This window comes from Mangrovitalea sediminis (assembly GCF_002514725.1).
Taxonomy (GTDB): Bacteria; Pseudomonadota; Gammaproteobacteria; order Pseudomonadales; family Oleiphilaceae; genus Mangrovitalea; species Mangrovitalea sediminis.
Genome location: NZ_NTLB01000006.1, coordinates 177,482 through 201,424, shown reverse-complemented (window position 1 = coordinate 201,424; position 23,943 = coordinate 177,482). Strand labels below are relative to the sequence as shown.

The 23,943-nt window shown below is 57.5% G+C and carries 18 protein-coding genes; 12 read left to right on the top strand and 6 right to left on the bottom strand.

What is annotated here, in order from left to right:
• Window positions 1-137: 137 nt before the first annotated feature.
• Window positions 138-1,061, top strand: a complete 924-nt coding sequence (gene pbpG / locus CLR77_RS15975) for a D-alanyl-D-alanine endopeptidase (protein WP_097461696.1) — start codon at window positions 138-140, stop codon at window positions 1,059-1,061.
• A 165-nt stretch (window positions 1,062-1,226) separates the two neighbouring features.
• On the opposite strand, the gene CLR77_RS15970 is transcribed toward pbpG, so the two are convergent.
• Entirely contained in the window at window positions 1,227-1,676 is a 450-nt protein-coding gene (locus tag CLR77_RS15970; RefSeq protein WP_097461694.1) for a peptidoglycan-binding domain-containing protein, read from the bottom strand.
• A gap of 237 nt (window positions 1,677-1,913) precedes the next feature.
• Between CLR77_RS15970 and CLR77_RS15965 the strand changes: the two genes are divergently transcribed.
• Complete coding sequence (locus tag CLR77_RS15965; RefSeq protein ID WP_097461693.1) at window positions 1,914-2,270, top strand: hypothetical protein; 357 nt, start codon at window positions 1,914-1,916, stop codon at window positions 2,268-2,270.
• A gap of 1 nt (window position 2,271) precedes the next feature.
• On the opposite strand, the gene CLR77_RS15960 is transcribed toward CLR77_RS15965, so the two are convergent.
• A complete protein-coding gene (locus CLR77_RS15960) occupies window positions 2,272-3,321 on the bottom strand; it encodes a hypothetical protein (protein ID WP_097461691.1) in 1,050 nt (349 codons plus the stop codon).
• A gap of 147 nt (window positions 3,322-3,468) precedes the next feature.
• A complete protein-coding gene (locus CLR77_RS15955) occupies window positions 3,469-4,116 on the bottom strand; it encodes a DsbA family oxidoreductase (RefSeq protein WP_097461689.1) in 648 nt (215 codons plus the stop codon).
• Between the two features lie 229 nt (window positions 4,117-4,345).
• Between CLR77_RS15955 and CLR77_RS15950 the strand changes: the two genes are divergently transcribed.
• The 5 genes from CLR77_RS15950 (at window position 4,346) to rluB (ending at window position 9,499) form a co-directional block, all read left to right on the top strand.
• Window positions 4,346-5,635: a D-amino acid dehydrogenase gene (locus tag CLR77_RS15950; RefSeq protein ID WP_097461688.1), complete on the top strand. Its 1,290-nt coding sequence runs from the start codon at window positions 4,346-4,348 to the stop codon at window positions 5,633-5,635.
• 117 nt (window positions 5,636-5,752) lie between these two features.
• Window positions 5,753-6,967 carry a tryptophan--tRNA ligase gene (locus tag CLR77_RS15945; protein WP_198962798.1) on the top strand — a complete coding sequence of 405 codons (1,215 nt, stop codon included), beginning with the start codon at window positions 5,753-5,755 and terminating at the stop codon, window positions 6,965-6,967.
• Window positions 6,964-7,815 carry a segregation and condensation protein A gene (locus CLR77_RS15940; RefSeq protein WP_097461686.1) on the top strand — a complete coding sequence of 284 codons (852 nt, stop codon included), beginning with the start codon at window positions 6,964-6,966 and terminating at the stop codon, window positions 7,813-7,815. Before CLR77_RS15945 ends, CLR77_RS15940 begins: the two co-directional genes overlap by 4 nt.
• A gap of 13 nt (window positions 7,816-7,828) precedes the next feature.
• Entirely contained in the window at window positions 7,829-8,470 is a 642-nt protein-coding gene (scpB, locus tag CLR77_RS15935; protein WP_097461684.1) for an SMC-Scp complex subunit ScpB, read from the top strand.
• Window positions 8,471-8,527: 57 nt separating this feature from the next.
• Window positions 8,528-9,499 (top strand): 23S rRNA pseudouridine(2605) synthase RluB, encoded by a 972-nt coding sequence (gene rluB / locus CLR77_RS15930; RefSeq protein ID WP_097461682.1) that lies wholly within the window; start codon window positions 8,528-8,530, stop codon window positions 9,497-9,499.
• Window positions 9,500-9,502: 3 nt separating this feature from the next.
• Here rluB and CLR77_RS15925 read toward each other — a convergent pair whose 3' ends face one another.
• Window positions 9,503-10,432, bottom strand: a complete 930-nt coding sequence (locus CLR77_RS15925) for a GGDEF domain-containing protein (protein WP_158227225.1) — start codon at window positions 10,430-10,432, stop codon at window positions 9,503-9,505.
• A 283-nt stretch (window positions 10,433-10,715) separates the two neighbouring features.
• On the opposite strand from CLR77_RS15925, the gene CLR77_RS15920 reads away from it, so the two are divergent.
• The 5 genes from CLR77_RS15920 to CLR77_RS15900 all read left to right on the top strand — a co-directional run bounded on the left by CLR77_RS15920 (window position 10,716) and on the right by CLR77_RS15900 (window position 21,212).
• A complete protein-coding gene (locus tag CLR77_RS15920; RefSeq protein ID WP_097461680.1) occupies window positions 10,716-11,408 on the top strand; it encodes a GntR family transcriptional regulator in 693 nt (230 codons plus the stop codon).
• A 26-nt stretch (window positions 11,409-11,434) separates the two neighbouring features.
• Window positions 11,435-14,932 (top strand): chromosome segregation protein SMC, encoded by a 3,498-nt coding sequence (smc, locus tag CLR77_RS15915; RefSeq protein WP_097461678.1) that lies wholly within the window; start codon window positions 11,435-11,437, stop codon window positions 14,930-14,932.
• A 207-nt stretch (window positions 14,933-15,139) separates the two neighbouring features.
• Window positions 15,140-16,210: a cell division protein ZipA gene (gene zipA / locus CLR77_RS15910; protein ID WP_097461911.1), complete on the top strand. Its 1,071-nt coding sequence runs from the start codon at window positions 15,140-15,142 to the stop codon at window positions 16,208-16,210.
• A 95-nt stretch (window positions 16,211-16,305) separates the two neighbouring features.
• Entirely contained in the window at window positions 16,306-18,333 is a 2,028-nt protein-coding gene (gene ligA, locus CLR77_RS15905; protein WP_097461677.1) for an NAD-dependent DNA ligase LigA, read from the top strand.
• A gap of 164 nt (window positions 18,334-18,497) precedes the next feature.
• Entirely contained in the window at window positions 18,498-21,212 is a 2,715-nt protein-coding gene (locus CLR77_RS15900) for a hypothetical protein (RefSeq protein ID WP_143269429.1), read from the top strand.
• 35 nt (window positions 21,213-21,247) lie between these two features.
• Here CLR77_RS15900 and CLR77_RS15895 read toward each other — a convergent pair whose 3' ends face one another.
• Together CLR77_RS15895 and mnmC are read right to left on the bottom strand one after the other, a co-directional pair.
• Window positions 21,248-21,877, bottom strand: coding sequence for a CBS domain-containing protein (locus CLR77_RS15895; protein ID WP_097461673.1), 630 nt, complete (start codon window positions 21,875-21,877; stop codon window positions 21,248-21,250).
• A gap of 165 nt (window positions 21,878-22,042) precedes the next feature.
• Window positions 22,043-23,941, bottom strand: a complete 1,899-nt coding sequence (gene mnmC, locus CLR77_RS15890) for a bifunctional tRNA (5-methylaminomethyl-2-thiouridine)(34)-methyltransferase MnmD/FAD-dependent 5-carboxymethylaminomethyl-2-thiouridine(34) oxidoreductase MnmC (protein ID WP_097461671.1) — start codon at window positions 23,939-23,941, stop codon at window positions 22,043-22,045.
• Window positions 23,942-23,943: the final 2 nt, after the last annotated feature.

The window sequence follows — 23,943 nt, the reverse complement described above, 5'->3', positions numbered from 1 at the left end:
GGAGGCTCCTGGCCTGTTTCATCCGATAGCGGCCTGTTTTAAATGGCGTTATGGGCTATGCTGAAGGTGCGGAAGTCCATAAAATAGCGCGGCTCTTCCTGATCTCCTGTCCACATTGATGGGGCTATACACCCTTTATGAAACGCATAATCCTCGCGGTCGCATTGCTGGCTGGTGTTTGTGTTGGCTGGGCTAATCCTGTTTTAGCGGGGGAGTCCGAGCGGGCCTTTCCGGATCCGGCACATTTACAGCTGGCGTCTGTGAATGCTGTCGTTTTCGATCGCAGAACCGGTGAAGTCCTGTATGCGAAAAACCCTGATGTCGTGGTGCCGATTGCTTCTGTCAGCAAGCTCATGACGGCGATGGTGGTGCTTGATGCAAAGTTACCCCTAAATGAGAAGCTTGATGTTGGTAAGCCGGATATCGAAGCGACGAGGGGACATTTCTCCCGTATTCGTCCCGGTAGCATCATGAGCCGGAAAGGCTTGCTGAAGCTGGCTTTAATGTCTTCGGAAAATCGCGCGGCTGCCAGTCTGGCGCGGCATTATCCGGGGGGGATGGATGCATTTGTAGCGGCGATGAACGCGAAAGCGGAAGCGCTGGGGATGAATCATTCCCATTTTGTCGAGCCGACGGGGCTCTCGCAGGAAAACGTTTCAACCGCGAGCGACCTGCGCCGGATGTTGAGTGCTGCAGCCCACTATCCGCTGATTCATGAGTTTACGACCACCCCCAACGAGCTGGCGCACTTCAAGCATCCTCGTTATGCGCTGCCATTTTACAATACCAACCCCTTGGTGCGGGGTGAGCGATGGAATATCTCGGTCAGTAAAACCGGATTTACCGATGATGCGGGGCGCTGCCTCGTCATGTTGGCACAGGTCGATCATCGGCCCCTGGGAATCGTGTTGCTGGATTCCCTGGGCAAACGTACCCCCATAGGAGATGTTTCGCGTATCAAGCGCTGGCTGGCGACAGGGCGGGGGGGCAGGGTGCCGAACGCTGCGAGACGCTATGCGGCGGAGCGGGATATGCAGGAGCATCAGATCGCCAGCCAGTAGCTAGTTACCGGAGAGGCTGAGGAACTTTCTGTCTCTTGACCGTGCGCCCCCATAATCCGCCCATTCACCAATGGGTTAGTGGTCACAAATAGAAAGGGAGGCTTTCGCCTCCCTTTTGGGTATCCCTTGTTCGGGATATTTCTGTACTGAGCCGTATGTTGCCGGTCAGAAGTTCCACCAGTGGTGTTCTTCTTTCTTCTTTGGCTTTTCTGCGGCCTTGGGCTGCTCGGTTGCTTGTACGGGCTTTTCTGCAACGGGCTTGGGTGTCACTACTGCCGGCGCAGCCTGTTTGGTTGCGGCCGGGGCTGTCGCGGCCATACTGTCTGTACTGCCTCCGCCTTCTGACACGCCTAGTGCTGCAAGCGTGGCACCATCCAGGTCTCCCGTTGCCTGCAGGCCTGATTGGCTCTCCTGGAATTTCTTGATGGCAGCGTGGAGTGTCGATCCCATCATGCCATCGGCTTTACCAATGTCGAAACCTGCACCGTAAAGCGCATTTTGTGCGGCGAAAATTTCCTGTTTGCTGGGCTCTGCAGATGCCGGCATAGTAAGCGTGCCGAACAGAATGCCGGCGACGGCCATGGTTAAAGCGTGTTTTTGTTGTTTGAACGTCATTGATTCCTCCTGGTATGACGATCATCGAAAAGCGCGATCAGGGGAGAGCGCCGTTGCTGCGCCTATCGAAACTGGCGCCAAATGACTTTCCCCTGAAACTTCTTGTGTTTTTATCCTAGACTATCGTCTTACTGCGGTCTAACCCGCCCGGGCCAATTTTCACCGCCATATTGACGCCGGGCATGGGAAATTCCGACTTGATCGGGGTATAGTGATCGGATTCGCTTGATTTGACCTATGCCGAGCAATCTCGTGGAACAACCTGAATTTGACACGGAAACGGCGCTGGAAGCTGCTTTGTCGTTGAAGGCTGTATTGGCGCGGCGTACGCACCGTAAAAAAATACTTGGACAGGAAGTCATTGTGCCAGGGCAGTTGGGCGAGGCGTTACGTTTGCCTGGCATGATCAATAAGCTTCAGAGCAAGATGGCGCAGCGGCGTGAGCGTGGTCTTGAAGACTTTCAGAATCTTTGGCCCACGCTTTCCGACAGTACCCGGCGGCAGGTACTACGTGGAATGGGGTGGTACAACCCGCACGATCTTGACTGGGAAGACAAACGATCCAATCGTCTTCCCGCTGTCAACAAACCCTGACTCAGCCTTTCTGGCCGTCCGGCTCGCCTGCAAGCAGGCGCTTGACGGCATCCGAGCGGTAGAAGGGCTCCAGCCGGCGACGTAACAGTGCCTCCAGATGTCCGGAACGCTTCATTTGTTTGATGATCGGTGGCGCGAAAACCTCGATTTCCGCCATGACCATTTCCGCACTAACCCCCACATCGGCAATCAGTTCTGCGAGCGGTCGGTCGCCGTAGCGCTTAAAGAATGCGTCGACGACAGTGCGGCAGGCTCCGGCAAAGTAAGGGGTTTTTCGGAAGGCCAGCCAGAATTCGTAGCCCAGGACAATGAATTCGCTGAGTTCGATGTCGTCCATGCCGTCCTGGAGGTCGCCCAGCGTGCGGTCTCGCACCTTATCCCAGAGGTCGTTCGCTGACTCCCGGAGTTGGTCGTCGGTGAGCGAATGGTTCAGGAAAGCTTCACTTTGCTTGACGATAAACTGGGTATTGCGGGCGATATAGGCCTTGAGGTTCTTCTCGACAGCGGAATCCAGTCCGGGTGCGGCCTTGCTGAACATTCGCGCGCCGAACTTCATCATCGGGCTGACACCGGGAACGTTCTTACTGATCAGGTTTCCTTCATAGATATAGTTGATGATCCCGTTGTACAGAATGTTCGAGACAAGCTCTGCATAGACGGGGTGGGACAGGACACCGTTAACCACGCGCTCGCGATGGGCTCTCAACAGCAGGGTTTCGTCGATAAAGGCATCGACCTGCTGGTCGCTGATGACATCCTGGAGGGTGGTTCCCCGGTGGTTTTCAGAACCATAGAGCTGGCGCGCCAGCTCGCCAGCCAGTTCCGGGATGCCGCCCTCAATGTCGAGATCGATCACTTTGCGCTGGATGACACCCATGATGCTGTCTGCGCTGACAACGTCATTCAGGGTAACGTCGGGCAGGTGTGCATAAAGATCGTCGACTTCTTTGCGGGCATCGCTGAGAAACCGTTTGCCGCTCAAACGACTGAGTTCGTATTGAACATGCCGTTCTAGGAGGGCATCGGCAAGCGCCGCTGGATGCTGGGGCATTGGGGGGACTCCGGTGTCGATACGCGAAGACGGTGCCGGGGCCCGGCGCCGTTAAACTCTTTTCCCTTCGAGCTTATCACGCAGTGTGCCGAGGGCGTGGGTTATCGTTCAGTTTGTCCCATTCTGACAGCCTGTATAGAGGCGCCGTCAGGCGGCCTCGCTGGCGATCTGACGGAATGCCTGTATGAATACATCAGGCTCCTGGCCGCCTGAAATCAGGTAGCGTTCGTTGATGATATAGGCTGGCACGGCCTGTATGCCCATTCGCCGATAGTGGTCTTCCGCATCCCGCACGGCATCGGCATAATCATCGCTTTCCAGAATTGCACTCACACGCTGGGCATTCAGGCCAAGCCGCTCGGCGATGGAGGTCAGAACCTCCGGTGCAGAGGGATTGAGTCCGTCTGAAAAGTAGGCTTCGAATAAGGCCAGGCTGATATCCGTCTGGTTCCCTTGTTCCTGTGCCCAATACAGGATACGGTGAGCGTCAAAGGTGTTGTAGACCTTCCGGTCGGCGTCATAATGGAACCGGAAACCCAGGCGTCGACCCATATCGGTAATATGCTGGCGGTTTCGAGCGACTTCCTCTGGCCCAATGCCATACTTCCGCGCCAGATGCTCATCGGCGTTTTCGCCTTCCGGCCCCAGTTGCGGATTGAGCTCAAAGGGATGCCAGGCTATTTCGAAGCGACATTCGTCTGCCACACTCTCCATGGCTTGCGAGAGTCGCTTGAAGCCAATGATGCACCAAGGACAGACGACATCCGACACGATGTCGATGCGAAGTGTTTTCATGGGGTAACCTCCCGGCTTCAAAGAGGCCTGCCAAAACGCGCAGGTCTTCTCGGTAAGCGATTTATTCTGAAACAGGATTCGGATGCTCTGGCGCCCGCGATGACGTGCGCGGGATGGTGTCCACGTTAACACGTCCCGGTCTGCGCATGCATCCTGGCCAGGGTTGCAGGCGTGAACCGTTGTCAGCAAGTACCGGTGAGTAGCGCTGCTCACCTCAAGGAGGTCTGTAATGCATGTTGTGGTGCTGGGTGCGGGGGTCGTTGGAACAACCACGGCCTGGTTTCTGCAGAAGGCCGGACATCAGGTAACGGTTTTGGATCGTCAGACAGGCCCCGCCCAGGAAACCAGTTACGCGAACGGTGGGCAGATTTCGGTCTCCCATGCCGAGCCTTGGGCCAATCCCTCAGCCCCTCTGAAAGTCCTCAAATGGCTGTTCCATGAGGATGCGCCGCTGCTGTTCCGGTTGCGGGCCGATCCGGCCCAGTGGCGCTGGGGACTGCGTTTTCTGATGGAATGCCGGGCGGCACGAACCCGCCATAATATTATTCAGATGCTCAATCTGGGCACCTACAGCCGCGAAACGCTGCAGGCCCTGCGCCGCGATACCGGTATCGAATACGACCATTTGGAACGGGGTATCCTGCACTTCTACACCAATCCTCAAGAGTTCGAAGGTGCGTTGGAGCCTGCGCGGCTGATGCGGGAGTTCGGTTGCGATCGCCGTGTGGTGGACGCGCAGGAGGCCGTTCGGCTGGAACCGTCTCTCAAGGGAATCGAGCGGCAGATTGCCGGAGCAACCTACACCGAGGCCGACGAGTCCGGCGACGCCAGGAAATTTACGCGGGAGCTCGCATCCCTGGCCGCGGAAGCCGGGGCGGAATTCCGTTTCGGGACTCAGATTGTAGGTCTCGATCGCCTGGGTGACAGGGTGGATGGTGTCCGAGTGATCGTCGATGGCGGACATCAGGTGGTCAAGGGCGATGCCTATGTTCTGAGCTTGGGGAGCTTCAGTCCTCTGATTGCACGACCGCTGGGGGTTCATCTGAACATCTATCCGGCGAAAGGTTATTCGGTTACCGTGCCGGTCAAGCAGGAGGAGAACGCTTATCAGGTCAGTTTGACCGACGACGAGTTCAAGCTGGTCTATTCCCGCTTGGGGAATCGCTTACGCATCGCGGGGACGGCGGAACTGAATGGGTATGGAGTCGACCTGAACCGCAAGCGTTGTCAGGCTATCGTCCGCCGTGCATCGGAGATTTTCCCCCAGGGGGGTGATTGGCAACAGGCGGAGTTCTGGACAGGACTGCGCCCCACGACGCCTTCCAACGTCCCCTACATCGGCCGTAGCCGTTTATCCAACTTATTCCTGAATACGGGGCACGGTACCTTGGGCTGGACGCATTCCTGCGGGTCTGCGCGATCGATTGCAGATATTATCGACGGCAAGATTCCTGAGGTTGATTTTGCCTTTACCGGCGTTGCACGTCGGATTCAGGTGGGGGCAGCGCCGCTGTCCTGAACAGGGGCCTGAACCCGGATATTTCGTCGCGGGGGAATCGGTGCGTGAACCGGGACCGCCGCGGGTTTATAATCGCCGCTTTCATCACTCTGAAACGGTAGCATCAAGGAGTCCGCTTTGAGTTCGGTCGATTCTCAGCAGCGCGTGTTGTCAGGCATGCGTCCGACAGGCAAGCTGCACCTGGGCCATTACCATGGTGTCCTGAAAAACTGGGTCAAGCTTCAGCACGAGTATGAGTGTTTCTTTTTCGTTGCCGACTGGCACGCGTTGACCACTCAGTACGAAGACCCCCGCATTATCGAGCAGAGTGTCTGGGATATGGTGATCGACTGGCTGGCGGCGGGCGTCAATCCGGGGTCGGCGACCATTTTCATCCAGTCCAAGGTGCCCGAGCATGCGGAGCTGCACCTGTTGCTGTCCATGATTACGCCTTTAGGGTGGTTGGAACGGGTGCCGACCTACAAGGACCAGCAGGAAAAACTCAAGGAAAAGGACCTGGCGACATACGGATTCCTGGGTTATCCGTTGCTACAGAGTGCCGATATCCTCATTTACCGCGCGGGTCGCGTACCCGTGGGCGCCGATCAGGTTTCCCATGTGGAAATCACCCGTGAAGTGGCGCGTCGTTTCAATCACCTGTATGGCCGCGAGCCCGGTTTCGAAGAACAGGCGGAAGCGGCTATCGGCAAAATGGGCAAGAAAAACGGCAAGATGTATCGGGAGTTGCGCCGCCGTTATCAGGAGCAGGGCGATCAGGATGCCCTGGAAACGGCGCGAGCCTTACTCAAGGAACAGCAGAACCTGTCCCTGGGCGATAGCGAGCGACTGTACGGCTACATTGAGGGCGGCGGCAAGGTGATCCTGCCGGAACCGCAGCCTCTGCTGACGCCGGAATCGAAAATGCCCGGGCTGGATGGACAGAAAATGTCGAAGTCCTACGGCAATACTATCGCCCTGCGTGAAGACCCGGACAGTGTTTCCCAGAAAGTTCGCACGATGCAAACCGATCCTGCGCGGGTACGGCGTACCGATCCGGGTGAGCCGGAGCGTTGCCCCGTTTGGGGGCTGCATAAGGTTTACTCGCAGGATGACACCAAAGAGTGGGTGCAGCAGGGCTGCCGCAGCGCGGGCATTGGCTGCCTGGATTGTAAAAAGCCGTTGATCGACGCCATTGTGGCCGAGCAGAAGATTCTGCACGAGCGTGCGGCGGAATATGAAGGCAATCCGGAGCTGGTCCGCTCCATTATCGAGGAAGGTTGCGAGCAGGCGCGTGCCGCGGCTCGGGATACGTTGGATGAAGTGCGGCGTGCAATGGGACTCAGCTACCGATGACGGAGCCGGGGGAGCAGGTCGCGCCAGAGACGCCGGAAGCGACACCGCAACCGGAAGCGGCTGTCCAGACGGAGATGCCGTTTGCGCGGGTAGCTGGTCAGCCAATCGTTGAGCTGCCGCAGGACCTGTATATCCCCCCGAACGCCCTTGAAGTGTTTCTGGAAGCGTTCGAAGGCCCCCTCGATTTACTGTTGTATCTGATTCGTCGCCAGAATATGGATATTCTGGATATCGATGTCAGCGAGATAACCCATCAGTACATGGAATACATCGCGCTGATGGAAGCCATGCGTTTTGAGCTGGCGGCTGAATACCTCCTGATGGCGGCGACCCTGGCGGAAATCAAATCGCGCATGTTGCTGCCGCGCCAGGAGAGTGTCGACGACGAGGAGCTCGACCCCCGCGCCGAGCTTATCCGACGTCTTCAACAGTATGAGCGTTTCAAGAGGGCGGCTGAATCCATGGACGAGCTGCCCCGGATCGATCGGGATAATTTTGTAGGAACCGCCGAAGTGCCGCCGCTGCCACAGGGTCGTATACATCCTGATGTGGATCTGCGCGAAATGTTGATTGCGTTGCGGGATGTCCTGCAGCGTGCCGATATGTTTACCAGTCACCATGTGGAGCGGGAAAAGTTGTCGACCCGGGAGCGTATGTCCTACATTCTCGGGGAGTTGACCGGAGATCGTTTTGTGGCGTTCGAATCGTTATTCCGTCTTGAGGAAGGGCGTTTGGGCGTGGTGGTGACGTTTCTGGCTATGCTGGAACTGGTCAAGGAACAGTTGGTCGATCTCGTCCAGGCGGATGTGTTCGGTCCAATCCATCTGCGAGCGCGGGCTGTCGATTGAGTCCGGATAGAGCATGAACGAAGAACGATTGCTGAAAGTGCGAAATATCGTCGAGGCCGCTTTACTGGCTTCGCCAAAACCGCTCGACATAGAACGCCTCTGCGGCTTGTTCGACGAAAATGAGCGTCCGACGCGCCAGGCTGTAGAGCATGTGCTGAGTCTGATTGACCGGGACTGCGAAGGCCGGGGATATGCCTTGAAGCGTGTGGCCAGTGGATATCGCTTTCAGGTGCGTGAAGAGTACGCCTCCTGGGTTGGCCGTCTCTGGGAGGAAAGGCCGCAGCGCTACTCGCGGGCCCTGCTGGAAACCCTGGCGCTGATTGCCTACCGGCAGCCGATTACGCGAGGTGATATCGAAGACATTCGTGGTGTGGCTGTGAGTAGCAATATCATTCGCACACTGCAGGAGCGCGAGTGGATTCGGGTGGTTGGTCATCGGGATGTGCCGGGGCGACCGGCCATGTATGCAACCACCCGCCAATTTCTCGACTATTTCAATCTGGCGAGTCTGGATCAGTTGCCTCCACTGTCGGAGGTTCGCGATCTGGAAGAGATCAGTCGTGAAGTCGAAGAGCGGCTGCAGGCTGAAATTCCCTTCGAAGATACCGAACGCCTTGACGAGGTTGACGACGATACCGGTGAGACACTTCACTAGTCGTCTTTCAGCTGTTTTTACACCCAGTCCGTCTGTCCATCAGGAGTTGCTGTTTACATGAGTCATCGATCAGGTCCCCGTACTTCGCGTCCCAATGCCCCTCGAGGCGCGCAGGCGGCTAGCGACAGCAGGCCGCGTCGTCTGCCGGAAGAGTCGCGTCCGGTGGCACCGGTCGAGCCGGAACGTCTACAGAAAGTATTGGCGAGAGTGGGTGTGGGCTCGCGACGGGATATTGAAGGCTGGATTACCGAAGGGCGGGTGACCGTCAACGGCGAGCCGGCCACCCTGGGGCAGAAAGTTACTGATCAGGATCGTGTTGTTGTAGACGGAAAGGTGGTCGAAATCGGCATCGCGATCGCGCCTGAGCGTCGGGTCATTGTCTATAACAAGCCCGAAGGTGAGGTGACCACACGACGGGACCCGGAGGGACGCCCAACGGTGTTCGATCGGTTGCCCCGGCTGAAGGGGCAGCGTTGGGTTTCCATCGGTCGCCTGGATATCAACACCATGGGGCTGCTGATGTTCACTACCGATGGTGAGTTGGCGAACCGCCTGATGCACCCGTCACAGCAAATCGACCGTGAATACGCCGTGCGTATCTTTGGCGAGGTGGACGATGACATGCTTCAGCGCCTGCGTGAGGGCGTGTTGCTGGAAGATGGCATGGCCAGTTTCTCGGACATTTCGGAGGCTGGCGGGAGTGGCATGAATCGCTGGTTCCATGTGACCCTGCTGGAGGGGCGTAACCGGGAGGTGCGTCGGCTTTGGGAGTCGCAAGGCGTCAAGGTCAGCCGGCTCAAGCGCGTTCGTTATGGGCCGATCCTGCTGGCAAGCCGGATCACGCTGGGTCGCTGGGAGGAACTGGACCAGAAGTCGGTCGATATCCTCAGCCGGGCGGCCGGTCTGGAGCCTGCACCCATCCCGAAAAAACCGCCTGGCAAGGGGAAGGCGCGTTCATCGAATGCGTCATCCCGTCCTTCGAGAAAGCCGCCGTCTAGACCCGCCGGACGTCGCCGGCGGCCTGAATAACCGTTACTCCAGGGGGTCGCTGACGACCTGATTGCGGCCGCGACGCTTGGCTTCATATAGCGCGCGGTCCGCCCGCTCAATGAGGTCCTCCGCCTTTTGGTCGGCTGCGTAGGCTGTAACGCCAAGGCTGACTGTCGCTTTAATCGTACTGCCACCGATGTCAAAGGCATGCTGATCGATATTCTGTGATAGTCGCTGCGCCACTTGCACGGTTTCCCGCAAGGGGGTCTGGGGCAGGAGAACGGCGAACTCCTCACCGCCGAAACGGAAACATGCATCGCTGCTGCGTACCGACTGCCTCATCAGACCGGCGATTTGCAGCAGCACCATGTCGCCCGCCATGTGTCCGTAGCTGTCATTGATGCGCTTGAAGTGGTCCAGATCGCAGAGGATTAGCGAAAAGTGGCTGCCGTGACGCTGAGCTCGGTGAATTTCCCGCTCCATCTCCTGATAAAGAAGTCTGCGGTTGCCCAGTCCGGTGGCCGCGTCGGTCAGTGCGGCCTGTTGCATGCTGTGATAGCGCCAGGCATTGCGCAACGACATGACAAGTAGGCCGAGCAGGTCTTCGAGCAGCGAGAGTTCCTGCTCAGCAAAGCGCTGACGTCGATTCAGTGTCAGGGTGCCGAAGGGTTCACCCTCCAACGTCAGGCCATACTCGCACCGATGGCGTCCGCCGAAACCTACGGTATAGACGAAGTGGGTTCCCTGGCTTTCGTGTTGATAGTTCAGGCTGTCGAAAGAGATCACGGTGGCGACCTCCTCGGCAAAGATATCGAGTAGGGGATCCATCTCCAATGTAGTTTGCAGGCGCCGGCACAGACGAATGAAGACGTCATTGGTCTCCTGCCAGCGCTGGGAAATCTGCTCGTAGTTTGCCATCAGCCTTGCCTTTTTGAGATCCACGGTGTCGGCCTGTTGGGGTTGCTTGGACATGGAAATGGCTCCGGTACTCCGCATGGAATGATTGAGTACCAAGCGGAATTTGTGCCATTTTTAATAAAAAGCTATTTTTGTCATTGTGTTATGCGATATTTTCGGTGCATTTTGGTGAGGGTGTCGCTGAAAGCGGCAAATTTTTGGCAGTGGCTGGCAGGAGCGTCGTCGGTGTCGGAGAAGAACTGCAGGCTGCCAACCAAAAAGTGAAGGCGTTAATTTCTCCGCCTTTTACCGCTGTGCTAGAATTCGTCGGCATTCACGGAGGCACATAAAGCGCGGCATGAGATTCCAGGCACCGGAAAGTCTGTCAGAACAAATCGCCCAACATTTGGGGCGTCGTATTGTCATGGGGGAATTAAAGCCTGGCGAGCGCATTCAGGAGCTGAAAATTGCGGGTGAACTGGATGTCAGTCGGGGCTCGGTCCGTGAGGCACTACTGATTCTTGAGCGCCGCCACCTGATTCAGATATTTCCTCGCAAAGGTGCGGTTGTTTCTGGGTTGACTGCTGAATTGGTGGTCAGTCTTTATGACATCTATATCAATCTCCTGATTATGCTGGCTCGGGAGGTCGTCGTGCGATGGAGCGGGACGCAGCTGGTGCCGCTGATTCAACAGGTGCAGCGCTTGCGCAAGCTGGCTGACTCCGAAGACAGACCCATCGAAGACATTATCGACTCGGGTCTGGAAGTGATGCGGCTTTGTTACCCTATCGTCGGAAATCCCTATCTGGAAGAAACGTTGGAAAACTTTCGCCCGGCCATCAGTCGTACCTATTTCCTGGCGATGCAGCGGTATCGCGGCGAGATGGAGCAGACGAAGACGTTTTTCCGGCGATTGATGGACACGGCGCAGAGCCGTGATGCTGACGGAATCGAGGCAGCGATAAGGGATTTCGGGGAGCACCAGAAGCAGGTCGTCCTTGAGATGCTGAACGCTGAAAACGGTGCCGTCGCGCCGTCGCTGGCTTCCTGAAGTCTGTGTGGGTGATGGCCTGAACCATGCGATTGAAATCCATTAAACTGGCCGGTTTCAAATCTTTCGTCGATCCGACGACCGTTCCTTTTCCTACCAATATGTCGGCGATAGTCGGTCCCAACGGCTGCGGTAAGTCGAATATTATCGATGCGGTTCGCTGGGTTATGGGGGAGAGTTCCGCCAAGCATCTGCGCGGCGAGTCGATGACCGATGTCATCTTCAATGGCTCCAATGCCCGCAAGCCGGTGGGGCAGGCCTCTATCGAACTGGTGTTCGATAATAGCGATGGCTCGGCGCCGGGCGAATATGCCAGTTATGCAGAGATCTCTGTAAAACGGCGGGTATCCCGCGATGCCCAGTCGGACTATTTCCTCAATAATACCCGTTGTCGCCGTCGGGATATCACCGACCTTTTCCTGGGTACCGGCCTGGGGCCTCGCAGTTACGCCATCATCGAGCAAGGCATGATCTCGCGGCTGATCGAGGCTAAGCCGGAAGAACTGCGCATCTATATCGAAGAAGCTGCCGGTATCTCCAAGTATAAGGAGCGCCGCAAGGAAACCGAAAGCCGTATGCGGCGAACGCGGGAAAACCTCGAACGGCTCAATGATCTTCGTGAGGAACTCGAACGTCAGTTGAACCATCTCGAGCGTCAGGCCCAGGCCGCAGAGAAGTACAAGACCTATAAGCAGGACGAACGCCAGAAAAAGGCCGAACTCGCGGCGCTGCGCTGGCAGGCGCTGGACAATGAATTACAGCGGCAGCGGGTTCAATTGCGAGAGCTGGAACTGACGTTGGAAAAAGGCCTGACTGAACGTATTTCCGTGGAAACACGTCTCGAAGGGCTGCGTGATGAACACCAGGAGCGCAACGAACACTTCAACCGTGCGCAGGCCCGTTTCTATGAAGCCGGTGCTGATATCGCTCGTGTGGAACAGAGTCTGCAGCATCAGAAAGAACGGGTTCGGCAGATGGCTGTCGAGCTGGAGCAGGCGCTGTCCAATCAGCGGGAGCTGGACCGGGAGCTGGAGCAGGATGAGCTCCGACTGTCCGAGGTCGAAGCCGAGCTGGAAGAGCTGAGGCCGGAACTCGAAATCCAACGCGAAACCGCTGAAGATTACACGGAACGTCTGGCCCAGGCCGAGCAGCGCATGGGTGATTGGCAGCAACGTTGGGAGCAGTTCAGCCAACGCGCTGCAGATGTTCGCCAGCAGGCTGAGGTGGAGCAGTCCCGTATCCGCAGTGGTGAAGAAACGGTTCGACGGTTGCAGGATCGGCAAAATCGACTCCGCGAGGAGTCGGAGTTACTGCGTGATCAGATCGATCGCGAAGAGTTGGCGGAACTGCGTGAATCCCTGGAATTGGCGCGTGACGAACGCGAGCAGGCCCAGGCGGAAATCGACCAATTGGGCGATGATCTCCAGGCGGCGCGGCAGCACCTGATTGAGGACGAACACGCTTTGGCGGAGGCCCGCGAACGGCGGGAGGAGCTCAAGGGGCGCCTGGCCTCGCAAAAGGCGCTGTTGGAAGAGCAGTTGGGTGACACCAACGAAGCCTTGATGAACTGGTTGGAACGGGCTGGTTGGCAATCTCGCCCGAGGTTGGCGCAACGACTGGAGGTTCGCGACGGTTGGTCGAAGGCTGTTGAAACCGTGTTGGGACCCTGGCTGCAGGGGACGGCTCTGGATGATGGCTCATCCCTGGATGAAAGCCTGTTGGCGTCTGCGCCGGCAGGGCTGGCCCTGATCACGGATGTTGAGAGCCAGGAAGGCTCTCCGGACTCGCTGGCAGCCTGTGTCGGCAATGCGGGTGCTCTTTCTGCGCTGCTGTCCTCGGTCATCACAGTCGGCAGTTTGGCGGAAGCCTTAAAACGTCGTGAGACTCTGGCCGAAGATGCCAGTCTGATTACTCCGGAAGGTGTCTGGCTGGGCCGGAATTGGCTGCGTATGCCGACGACGGAAGCCGGTCATACTGGTGTGATCGAGCGCCAAAAAATGGTGGCGGAACTCGAACAGTTGCTGGCGGAGCTACAGGGTTCAGTCAGTGCAATGGAGGCTGGTGTCGAACAGGCCAGGGAGCAGGTTCGGGGCCTGGAGTTGCGACGGGACGAGCAGCGCCGCCAGCTGAGTGACAGCGAGCAGCGAGTCAGTACGGCCCAATCCAGACTGGGTGCGCTGGAGGCTCGGGCTGAGCAGATAGAAGTCCGTTTGGGGCGCATTCAGGATGACCTCGAAGAAGTGGCTGAACAGTTGTTGCTCGAGGAAGAGAGGCTGGCTGAGGCCCGCGGGATCTGGGACGAGGCAATGGCAGGTATGGCCTCGAATGCCGATGACAAGGAAGGCCTTTTGCGCGAGCGTGACGACATCCGAAGTCAACTCGATGACTTGCGTCAGCAAGCGCGCCATAGCCGCGATCATGCTCATCAGCTGCAGTTACAGGTGCAGGCACTGGCGAATCAGCGTGACGGACTGCGTCAGACGCGGGACCGTATGAGTCTGCAGCGCGAGCGCCTGGACGAACGCGTCGCCGTGTTACAAGAGGGCCGTGAAGGCGCGCAGGCGCCGATCGAGGATCTTGCGCTCGAGCTGGAAGGGTTGTTGGAACGGCGCTTGATGGAAGAGGATCGACTGGCGACGGCCCGCGATGCGCTGGAAGAGCTGGACCGTCAGGTCCGCGAGTTGGATCAGGCACGTTCACAGGCAGAGCAGGCGATTCAGGGCACCCGCGATCGCCAGCAGGCGCTCAAAATGGAAGTCCAGGCCCTGGAAATCCGCAGTACCAATATCCTGGAGCAACTGACGGAACTGGATGTCCAGCTCAAGGCGGTGCTGGAGACCATGCCGGCAGAGGCAGAAGTCGAAACGTGGGAGGCGGAACTGGAGCGGCTGGCACAGCGTGTTCAGCGCCTTGGTGCCATCAACCTGGCGGCCATCGACGAATACCGGGTTCAGGGCGAGCGTAAACGGTATCTGGACGAACAGCATGCGGATCTCACTGAAGCGCTTGAGACACTGGAATCGGCCATCCGTAAGATCGATCGCGAGACTCGTCAGCGCTTCAAGGAAACCTTTGATGAAGTGAATGGTGGTTTGCAGTCGCTCTTTCCCAAGGTCTTTGGCGGCGGCAGCGCTTATCTGGAGCTGACAGGCGAGGACCTCCTGGAGACGGGAGTGACGATCATGGCTCGCCCGCCCGGCAAGAAGAACAGTACGATCCATTTGTTGTCGGGGGGCGAAAAGGCCCTGACGGCCATTGCACTGGTGTTTTCGATCTTCCGTCTCAATCCGGCGCCTTTCTGTATGTTGGATGAGGTGGATGCGCCTCTGGATGATGCCAACGTCGGCCGCTACGCGACGATGGTCAAGGAAATGTCGCAACACTTGCAGTTCATCTATATCACCCACAACAAGATCGCGATGGAAATGGCCGATCAGTTGATGGGTGTCACCATGCACGAGCCGGGAGTTTCCCGTCTGGTGTCGGTGGATGTGGAAGAGGCTGCGGCACTGGCGGCTGTCTGAATCCGGAGCCATCCGAGTAGAGTGGTCTCGGCGTCGGTCAGGTGAGGACGCCGTCGAGTTGTTGACACATGAGCCCGAAAGCCGCCTGTTGGTAAGTAATCGCGTTGTATTACTGACGGGCATTGCTTAGAGTTATGCGCAGGATGATGGAGGACGGTCGCAGCCGTCTTGAATCAGGCCAGCATGCTGCAGTTACAGGACCGAGATATGTCGCTGCGAGAGTGGATGATTATTGTAGGTGTGCTCATCCTGGTGGGGATCGTCGTTGACGGTCTGCGCAGGGTCTGGCGCGCGCGTCGGGATTCGCTGGAAATATCGCGAGGCATGGGGGCTGACGATCTGGACGCGTCCCCGATCGATGAAGAGTATAACCCGGAGCTGCCCAACGGCGGCGCCAGGGCGCTGGCGGGTGAAACTGCGGAGCAGCTCAAGGCGCGGATGCGGCAGCAGCGGATGCGGGATAACCGTCCGTTGAAGCCCACCCGCCGTGTGGTTGACACCGGCTCGGAGCTTGGGTCGGACGATGCTACTGCCTCAGCCGATGTCGAGGTGCCGCTTATTGCATCACGTGACGAGGGTGATGCGGGTATCCTGGCGGAGTCGCCGTCGGGCGAGTGGGGACGAGGGGATGAAGCGTTTCCTGTTGAGCCGGAGGTGACATCCGTATCGGTCGAGCTGGAACAAGGCGACCAGGAACTCTCTGAGGCATCTCAGCCTGAGATTAAGGGAAGTATTCCCGAAATCCCGGGTTCAGCAGCGGATTCGACAAAACCTTCTCAAGAGGACGTCAAGGCGGCTGCGCCGGCGTCGTCCAGCCGCCCACTGGCTGGGTCCAACCGACCTGTCGCTCAGGAAGTGATTATCATCAACGTCCACAGTCGGGGGGGCGAAGAGTTTAGCGGCCCTGCGCTGATTCGCGTATTCGAGGCCTGTGGCCTGGAGTATGGGGATATGAATATCTACCATCGCCACGAGGAGCCGGATACGACCAGCCCCGTCCAGTTCAGTGTGGCCAATGCCGTTGAGCCCGGCACCTTCGAAGCGGATCGTATGGCCCAGCTGTCAACGCCGGGTATCAGCTTCTTCATGGGTTTGCCCGGTCCTCGTGACCCATTGACGGCATTTGAGTTCATGCTGGAAACCGCTCAAGTGGTCGTTCGCAACCTGGGCGGAGAGCTCAAGGACGAACGCCGTAGTGTGATGACGCCGCAAACCATTGAGCACTGTCGACAACGGATTCGCGAGTTCGAACGCAAGCGCCGTTCTGTGCGGGTCTGACCGATCCGCACCGCCGCCTTTCCCGGGCGGCTGAAAACCTTTCCTGTTGCCCGCCTTGCGGGCGCCTCCCTGATTGAAGAATTCCAGGACTTCGCATGACCGATCAAGCTGCCGTCGAAAAGCGTCTAGCCGCTCTGCGGGAACTCATCGATGAATACAACTATCACTACTATGTGCTCGACGATCCCTCGGTACCGGATGTCGAATATGATCGCCTGATGCGCGAACTGATAGCGCTGGAAGCCGCAAATCCGGCGTTGGTAACGGCAGACTCCCCGACGCAACGTGTTGGTGCGTCGACCACCATGACGAGCTTCGCCGAGGTTCGCCATGAAATACCCATGCTGTCGCTGGATAACGCGTTCAGTGACGAGGAAATGGACGATTTCGACCGACGGGTGCGGGAGCGCCTGGCGTCGGAAGAAACCGTTGAATACGATTGTGAACCCAAGCTGGATGGCCTGGCTTTAAGCCTGCGCTACGAACACGGTCGGCTGGTCTATGGCGCCACAAGGGGCGATGGGTATGCAGGCGAAGATATCACCGCCAATGTACGTACCTTGCCCTCCATTCCCCTTAAACTTCGCGGCGAACATTTCCCTGAGAAACTGGAAGTGCGGGGGGAGGTCTACATGCCGAAGGCGGGTTTCGAGCGCCTTAACAATATGCTGACCAACGCGGGCGAGAAGACCTTCGTTAATCCGCGAAATGCCGCGGCAGGTAGCCTGCGGCAAAAGGATCCCAGTGTGACGGCGCGGCGCCCCCTGGAGTTTTGTGCTTATTCTGTGGCCGTTGCCGATGCGAGCCATTTACCGGATACCCAGTCGGGGATGCTGGAGCAGGTGCAGCAATGGGGGTTTCGCATTAACCCCGAGATGCGCGTTACCCGGGGCATTAAAGGTTGCCTCGACTACTACCGGGAGATGATGGAGAAACGGGACGATCTGCCCTATGAGATCGATGGCATCGTTTTCAAAGTCAATCGATTGGACTTGCAGAACCAGTTGGGATTTATCTCGCGCGCCCCGCGTTGGGCCATCGCCTATAAGTTTCCGGCGCAGGAAGTGATGACGGTCGTTCGCGACGTCGAGTTCCAGGTTGGCAGGACGGGTGCTGTCACGCCGGTTGCCCGGCTTGAGCCCGTGTTCGTTGGTGGCGTGACAGTGAGCAACGCGACGCTTCACAACATGGATGAGATCCATCGCCTGGATCTGCATCGTGGCGACGCGGTGATCGTCCGTCGTGCGGGAGACGTGATCCCCCAGGTCGTCAAGGTGATTCCGGAGCGGCGGCCAGCCGATGCGACCGTGGTTGAACTGCCGACGTCCTGCCCTGTTTGTGGCTCTGATGTGCTGCAGGTGGAAGGGGAGGCGGTTGCCCGCTGTACTGGCGGACTCTACTGTGCCGCCCAGCGCAAGGAGGCGATCAAGCACTTTGCGTCCCGTCGGGCGATGGACATCGAGGGTTTGGGTGACCGGTTGGTGGAATTGCTGGTGGACGAAGGTTTGATTTCCTCTGTTGCCGACCTGTATGTCCTGCGGGAGGATCAGGTTGCCGGTCTTGAGCGGATGGGGCAAAAGTCGGCGACGAACCTGATTCAGGCCATCGACGGTTCCCGTCGACCGGAGTTGTGGCGTTTTATTTATGCGCTGGGTATCCGGGAAGTCGGAGAGGCGACAGCCAAGGCGCTAGCGCAGGATTTCGGCGACTTGAAAGCCTTGCAGGAGGCTGATTTGGAACGACTGCAGCTGGTCAATGATGTGGGGCCGATCGTTGCGGGCCATGTGCACAGCTTTTTCCGGCAACCCCACAACCTCGAGACCATCGAGGCGCTGATCGAGAGGGGTGTGCACTGGCAGGCACCGGAAACCCGCCCTGCTGAAAGACCGCTGGCGGGCCAAACCTATGTGTTGACGGGGACCTTGCAGACGATGACCCGCGATGAGGCCAAGGCGCGCCTGGAAGCCCTGGGCGCCAAAGTGTCCGGCAGCGTATCGGCCAAGACGAGCTGTGTCGTTGCGGGCGAAGCGGCGGGCTCCAAGCTGACCAAGGCGGAATCGTTGGGGATCCGTGTCGTCGATGAGCAGGGTTTCCTTGCATTGCTCGCCGAACTTGCCGGTTGAGGTTTGTCAGGATCTGGCCGGACAGGCCGGAATCACCGGTCAGTTGCGGGTGCGAACGTTAATCTGAGAACTCGTGCAGGTTGCCGAACCGTGAAATTGACTACCATTGTCCGGTCTGTAAAGAGATGTAACAAAATAATATTGCGGCGGAAATGGATTTTTTCATGCGGTCGACCCTGACGTTCCAACGCCTGTGCTTTCTCTTCCTGCTCAGCCTTACGCTGGCAGGTTGTAAAAAACAGCAAAGTGCGGATACCCCGACCATTTTGGGGCTGCCTTCGACGGTCGCCTATCTGGGGGTGGATTACTACTACGATTTCGGCGCCTATGGCGGCGATAACCTGTTGACCTATTCGCTATCCAATGCCCCTTCCTGGATGGCCCTTGAGAATACAACCAACAAGGTAAGACCCGGCATCATCCTGCACGGGGTTCCGGGCATTACCGGCGGCAGGCTGGGATCGGCTGACCTGGGGCAGTTCAAGAATATTGGTATCTACGCCACTGACGGCTCTTTGCTGGGTGGATCGACGTTCAATGTGCAGGTCAAATGGAATGCCCTGAGTTTGAGCCCGACGACGACAGTGACAGAAGGAAAGGCCTACGAGCCAGCTAGTACCACGTCGTCCAAAAACGCCACGACTAACTGTGACATGCCTGCGACGGATGTTACCGGTACGCTCACGGATACAGGGATTACCACCTATGACAGCAGTGGCGCGGCGATAGGTCTTACACAGAAAACGTTCAAAACCTATCCAATCGTTATCCCTGTCACTTTGACGAAACCTTCTGTCGAGCCAGTCGCCGTCGCCTTCCAACTAACAAGTAAATACAATTATAAGGCGTGTAAGCAGGGGGCTACCCCACATCCGCCCGGACAGCCTCAAGATAGGGGCTGTGAGTTCTCAGATACCAATCGCCAGTTTGCACAGCTTAAAAGGGATGTTGTCGCCTCTACAGGAACACTGCCTTCGACGCCTTCCTATCTTAGCTACAATGCGGACCAGCTATCTGGATTGTTGACGATCCCGGCAGGTAAGAGTACCTGTTACATCCGACTTGAGGTTACCGATGATGATTTTGCGGAGCTTCCGGAGACTTTTTCCCTTAACCTAACGGAAGTTCGGCAGGGGCTGGCGTCCTTCTCAACGAGTGATGGGGGACAAGATAGTGATGTTATCACTATCCAAGACAATGAGCCTACAGTGACGTTTTCCACGACGAGTGACTACGTGTCAAAGGGGACGTCTGCTGAATATACGGCGCACTTGAGTGCGGCGCAGACGGTGGATACCAGTGTTTACTTGGGGGCTGATACTACAACGACATTATCTGCGTCGGACTATAGTTTCGAAGATGCAACGGGCCAGCCGCTACCTTATAACAAGTTGGTTTTCCCTGCTGGTCTTCAGGATGTCAATTTCAAGGTTGCCATCAAGAACCCATTGTCGTCGAGTGGGTCTTTTATTGATGATCGTTTGCTAACGGTTTTTCCTGACATGTTTCTGGGGTTTGGCCGCTCCAATTTCGCAGGCGCCGGCACGAACGCGTATATTGATATCTATGTGAACGAATGGCTAAGTCGAACACAGGTCGGTTCGAGCGGCGGTTTTGAACCTGAGTCGATGGCGGTGGGAGACAGTGGACATGTCTTTTTGGGGGGCGCTGACGGCGGAAAGCTCAATCTAAAGATGTATGATCGGACTGGGGTGGATCAGACGTCAACTGAACTGCAGCCATCAGCTTTGTCGTTCCCCGGCAACCAAACCAATGTCCGGCTTGCCTATGGCTCGAAATCAATAAAAGTAAGCTCCTCAACCTCCATAAGCCGTCGTGAATTGGCGATAGGTTTTTCTACCGATACAGCGATTGGTTCGTCATTCACTCAGAGTGGTGGTACTGACGTTGCAGTGAGTCTACTGAAGCGTGACGACTCTGCGAGCACCTATACGAATGAATGGTCCTACCAGAGCGGTTCCAGTGCGAATGATACGCTCACCTCTATTGGTTTGGACGCCAACAACAACGTCTACCTTGGCGGGGAGACAACGGGTTCCTGGGGAGGCGTTACGCCAAAGGGCGGCAACGATATCTTCCTGGAACTATTGAACAATGGCAGCACGGTGGGAAGCACGACCTGGAGTACCTTGCTCGGTACCTCGACGGATGAAACCCTGGCGGCCTTGCTTCCGTTGGGCACGAATGTCTATCCGGTGGGTACGACCTCGGGGTATCTGGCTACTCAGGATAACAATGGCCCCTACGGTGGCGTTGATGGCTTCTTCGAAAACCTGTCGTCGCCCGCTGATACACCCAAAATCTATCAGTTTGGCACCAGTCAGGACGACCTTGTGAAAGCCGCCGCTTTCGGTACCGGGCAGCAGCTTTGGGTGATTGGTGATGGATACGCCAACTATGTGGCTGCCTCCAACAACCAGTTCCAGGACCCGCCGACGATCTCGAATGCCCTGAATGGTTTTGTGGCCACGTACAGTACGTCCCGTGCCCTGCTGGGAGTGACAACACTCAGTGACAGCAACGCATTGGCGAATATTCATCTGACGGCTATCGTGCCCCACGGTGAAACGGCCTTCATCGGGGGCTACATCGACACTGGTGGTTCATTCCAGGATGGCGTCACGGCTCAGCACCAGGATCTGATATTGGCCGAGCTGGATAACAGCACGCGGGGAACGATCAGCGAGACATGGCGTTTGCAGCAGGATGATGGTATCGACGAGCGGGTGGTTGCCCTGGGGCTGTACAACGGGCGCAAACTGGTGGCATTGGTCCGTCAGGGCGCTGATGGCGTGGGACCCTACACCTATCAGATTCGCACCTACAAGCTCGATGGTACAGAACTGACGAAGCCTTGAGATCTGCCCGTTGTCTGGAGGGAGTGGCCGAAATATCAGGCCGTTTCCTCGTGTTGATGGGATTCCGCATAGAGACGCAAGTAATCGGAGCTGGTGATAACCCCTTCCGGGCGTCCCTGTATACTGATGACCAAGGCGGCATTCAGCTGATTGGCCAGCATTTGGCGAGCCAGTTCATGGGCATCGGTGTCCGGCGTAGCGGACAGGAAAACCGGTAGTTGCTGGGACAGCAGGGGCATTGTTGTGTCTTCGGCGGGTTTGCCGACCAGTCGCTGCAGAAGCCAGCGCATATCGATCAGGCCGGCCACGCCATCTGTAGATTCGATGACAAGATGGTGAACTCCGTGGCTCTCCATTTCCTTCAATGCCTCGCCCAGTGTGCTTGTGGCTGGGAGTGATAGCAGTCGGTGAGACATGATGCGATCAACCGGGAGATAGGGTTTCTGTGCTTCCGGTTCGTCAGAGGTATCGTTTCGATATTCCGCTACGGCTTTCTTGGCCAGTAATGACTGGCGCTCCATTTCGTTTGCCAGCGGTGATGTTTTGTCCTCTCTCACTGGTGTAAGTGCGTTCAGTTCGTCCGGATCGGTGACTTTGCGCCGACGAAGTTCTTCCGGCAGTCTTGTATGAACCGGGCGTCCAGGCTCTGAAACATAGATGGACATCTGTTCTTCTCCCGCGCGGCCTACCCATGCGGCAAAACGTTTTCGGGTTGCCGTATCACCGTAGAAGCACGATCCCAAAAGCTGAGAGATCGCTCATCGTTGTATAAATAACACTATCGGCTACGCGAAGGAAAACTCAACGGGAATGGTTGAGTAATAGGTCTTTTAATGAAAGCGTGACGGCAAAATCCGTTTGATCAGATCGGATTCGAGGCATTCCGGCTGCCGGCTCAGGCGATCTGCCAGCCATTCCGCCAGGAGCGGGGCTAACGCCAGACCTTTGCTGCCCAAACCGCCAAAGCAGAACAGCGACTGTTCCGTTGTGTGTTGCTCTGTGCTTGAAGGGTTGCGGCTTAAAGGACCCGCCAGCGGTTGATAATCTGTAGTGGTGGCGCGGAAGGAGACGCGATCAGCGGTGTCACCGGATAGGCTTACCAGGTCTGGGTGTAGCCCGGGCAGCCACGCTGAGATGCGTTTCAGATTTTCCTGGCGGCTGCTGTCCAATACCGATGGGGTACTGTCATGGAGATCAAAGGTGGCTCCGATCAGTATCCGTTCACCGTCGCTTGGATTGACGTAGCCGTCGGCGCATACCACGCATTGCGGTCCGGTGAGTTGTTGTGCTGGGAGGGCGGTTATCTGCCCCCGTATCGGCTTCACGCGTATCGGTTTATAGGTTTCAGGGATCAATGCCGATAGTGCGATGCCGGCGCAAAGGACAACCACATCGGCGTCCCGAGTGACCTTTCCTTGCATCGTGATTTGCCAGCCTCCACCTTCCCGGAAGCTGAGCCCGTCAACATTGGCTTCGCCGATAAAGTCGATCAAAGGGTGTTCGAGGCAGTAATGGCACAAGATTGGCGGAGAGACCCACCCGTTGGCAGGAAACCACAGGCCGGGATAGCCTATGTCCAGTTTGGCTTTCTCGGAAGCCTCTGCCGCCGAGACGGCCTCAACCAGGCTGCTGGGGTAGTCGTTACGGGCGATAAAGCTTTGCTGACGCTGTTGTTCCGCCGCTGTAGATGCCAGCTGGAGCAGACCGCAGCGGTGCCAGAAAGGTCGGATCTCCGGGGCGCCGAAGTAAGGGCTATCAAAGGTGCGCTGGCTGTGCAGGAGGCCGTGCATCGCCAAGCGGGTTTGAGCATTGCAGTCGACGCCCAGTTTCACATAGAGAGCCCCTTGAGCATTTCCGGAAGCTCCAGTCGCCGGCGCTGGACTGTGATCGATAACGGTTACTCTTATTCCTCGGCTCGCAAGGTTGGCTGCCAGCAGGCTACCGGCCATGCCTGCGCCGATCAGCGTTACGTGAGTCAATGTCTCGGGTTTTTGCGGGGCCGGCGCACCATTGGTGCCGCGCAGCATTTCCCGTTTGCGGCCAAATCCCGGTACTTTTTCGACCTGGAATCCAACACCGGCCAGGGCTCGTCGCACATGGCCAGCCGCCGTAAAGGTGCTGAAGGTGGTCCCTGCACGGCTATGGCGGGCAACTTCGGATAGGAGGCCGTCTGCCCAAAGGTCCGGGTTGCAGGCTGGGGCAAAGCCATCGAGAAACCAGGCATCGGCAAAGAAGTTGAGCTTTTCGAGCCCCTCGAGGGCATCGCCCTGAAAAAGGGTCAGCCTGACACGCCCTTCATCGAACACCAGCCGATGTGCCCCGCGAACCGGTGGTGGATATTGCGCGACGAGCGCGTCGGCGAATTCTTCGAGCGTTGGCCAGGCGGACAGGGCTCGACGGAGATCTTCGCGTGTCAGGGGGTATCGTTCAAAAGAGATGTAGTGCAGGACGCTATGCGTTTGGGGAGCATGCTGTCGCCAGCAGTCCCAGGCCGCCAGGAAATTCAGCCCGGTTCCGAATCCGGTCTCCGCGATTGTAAGATGGTTCGGGCCGGACCCCAGCGTCGCAAAGCGCTCGGCGAGTCTGTTGGCTGCCAGGAAGACATAGCGCGTTTCCGCCAAGCCGTCTTCGACACTGAAATAAACGTCACCATGGCGGCGCGAAACCGGGCCGCCATGGTCATTCCAGTCTAACTCCGCAGTTTCAATGGCAGGAGGGCGCAAACTCATAG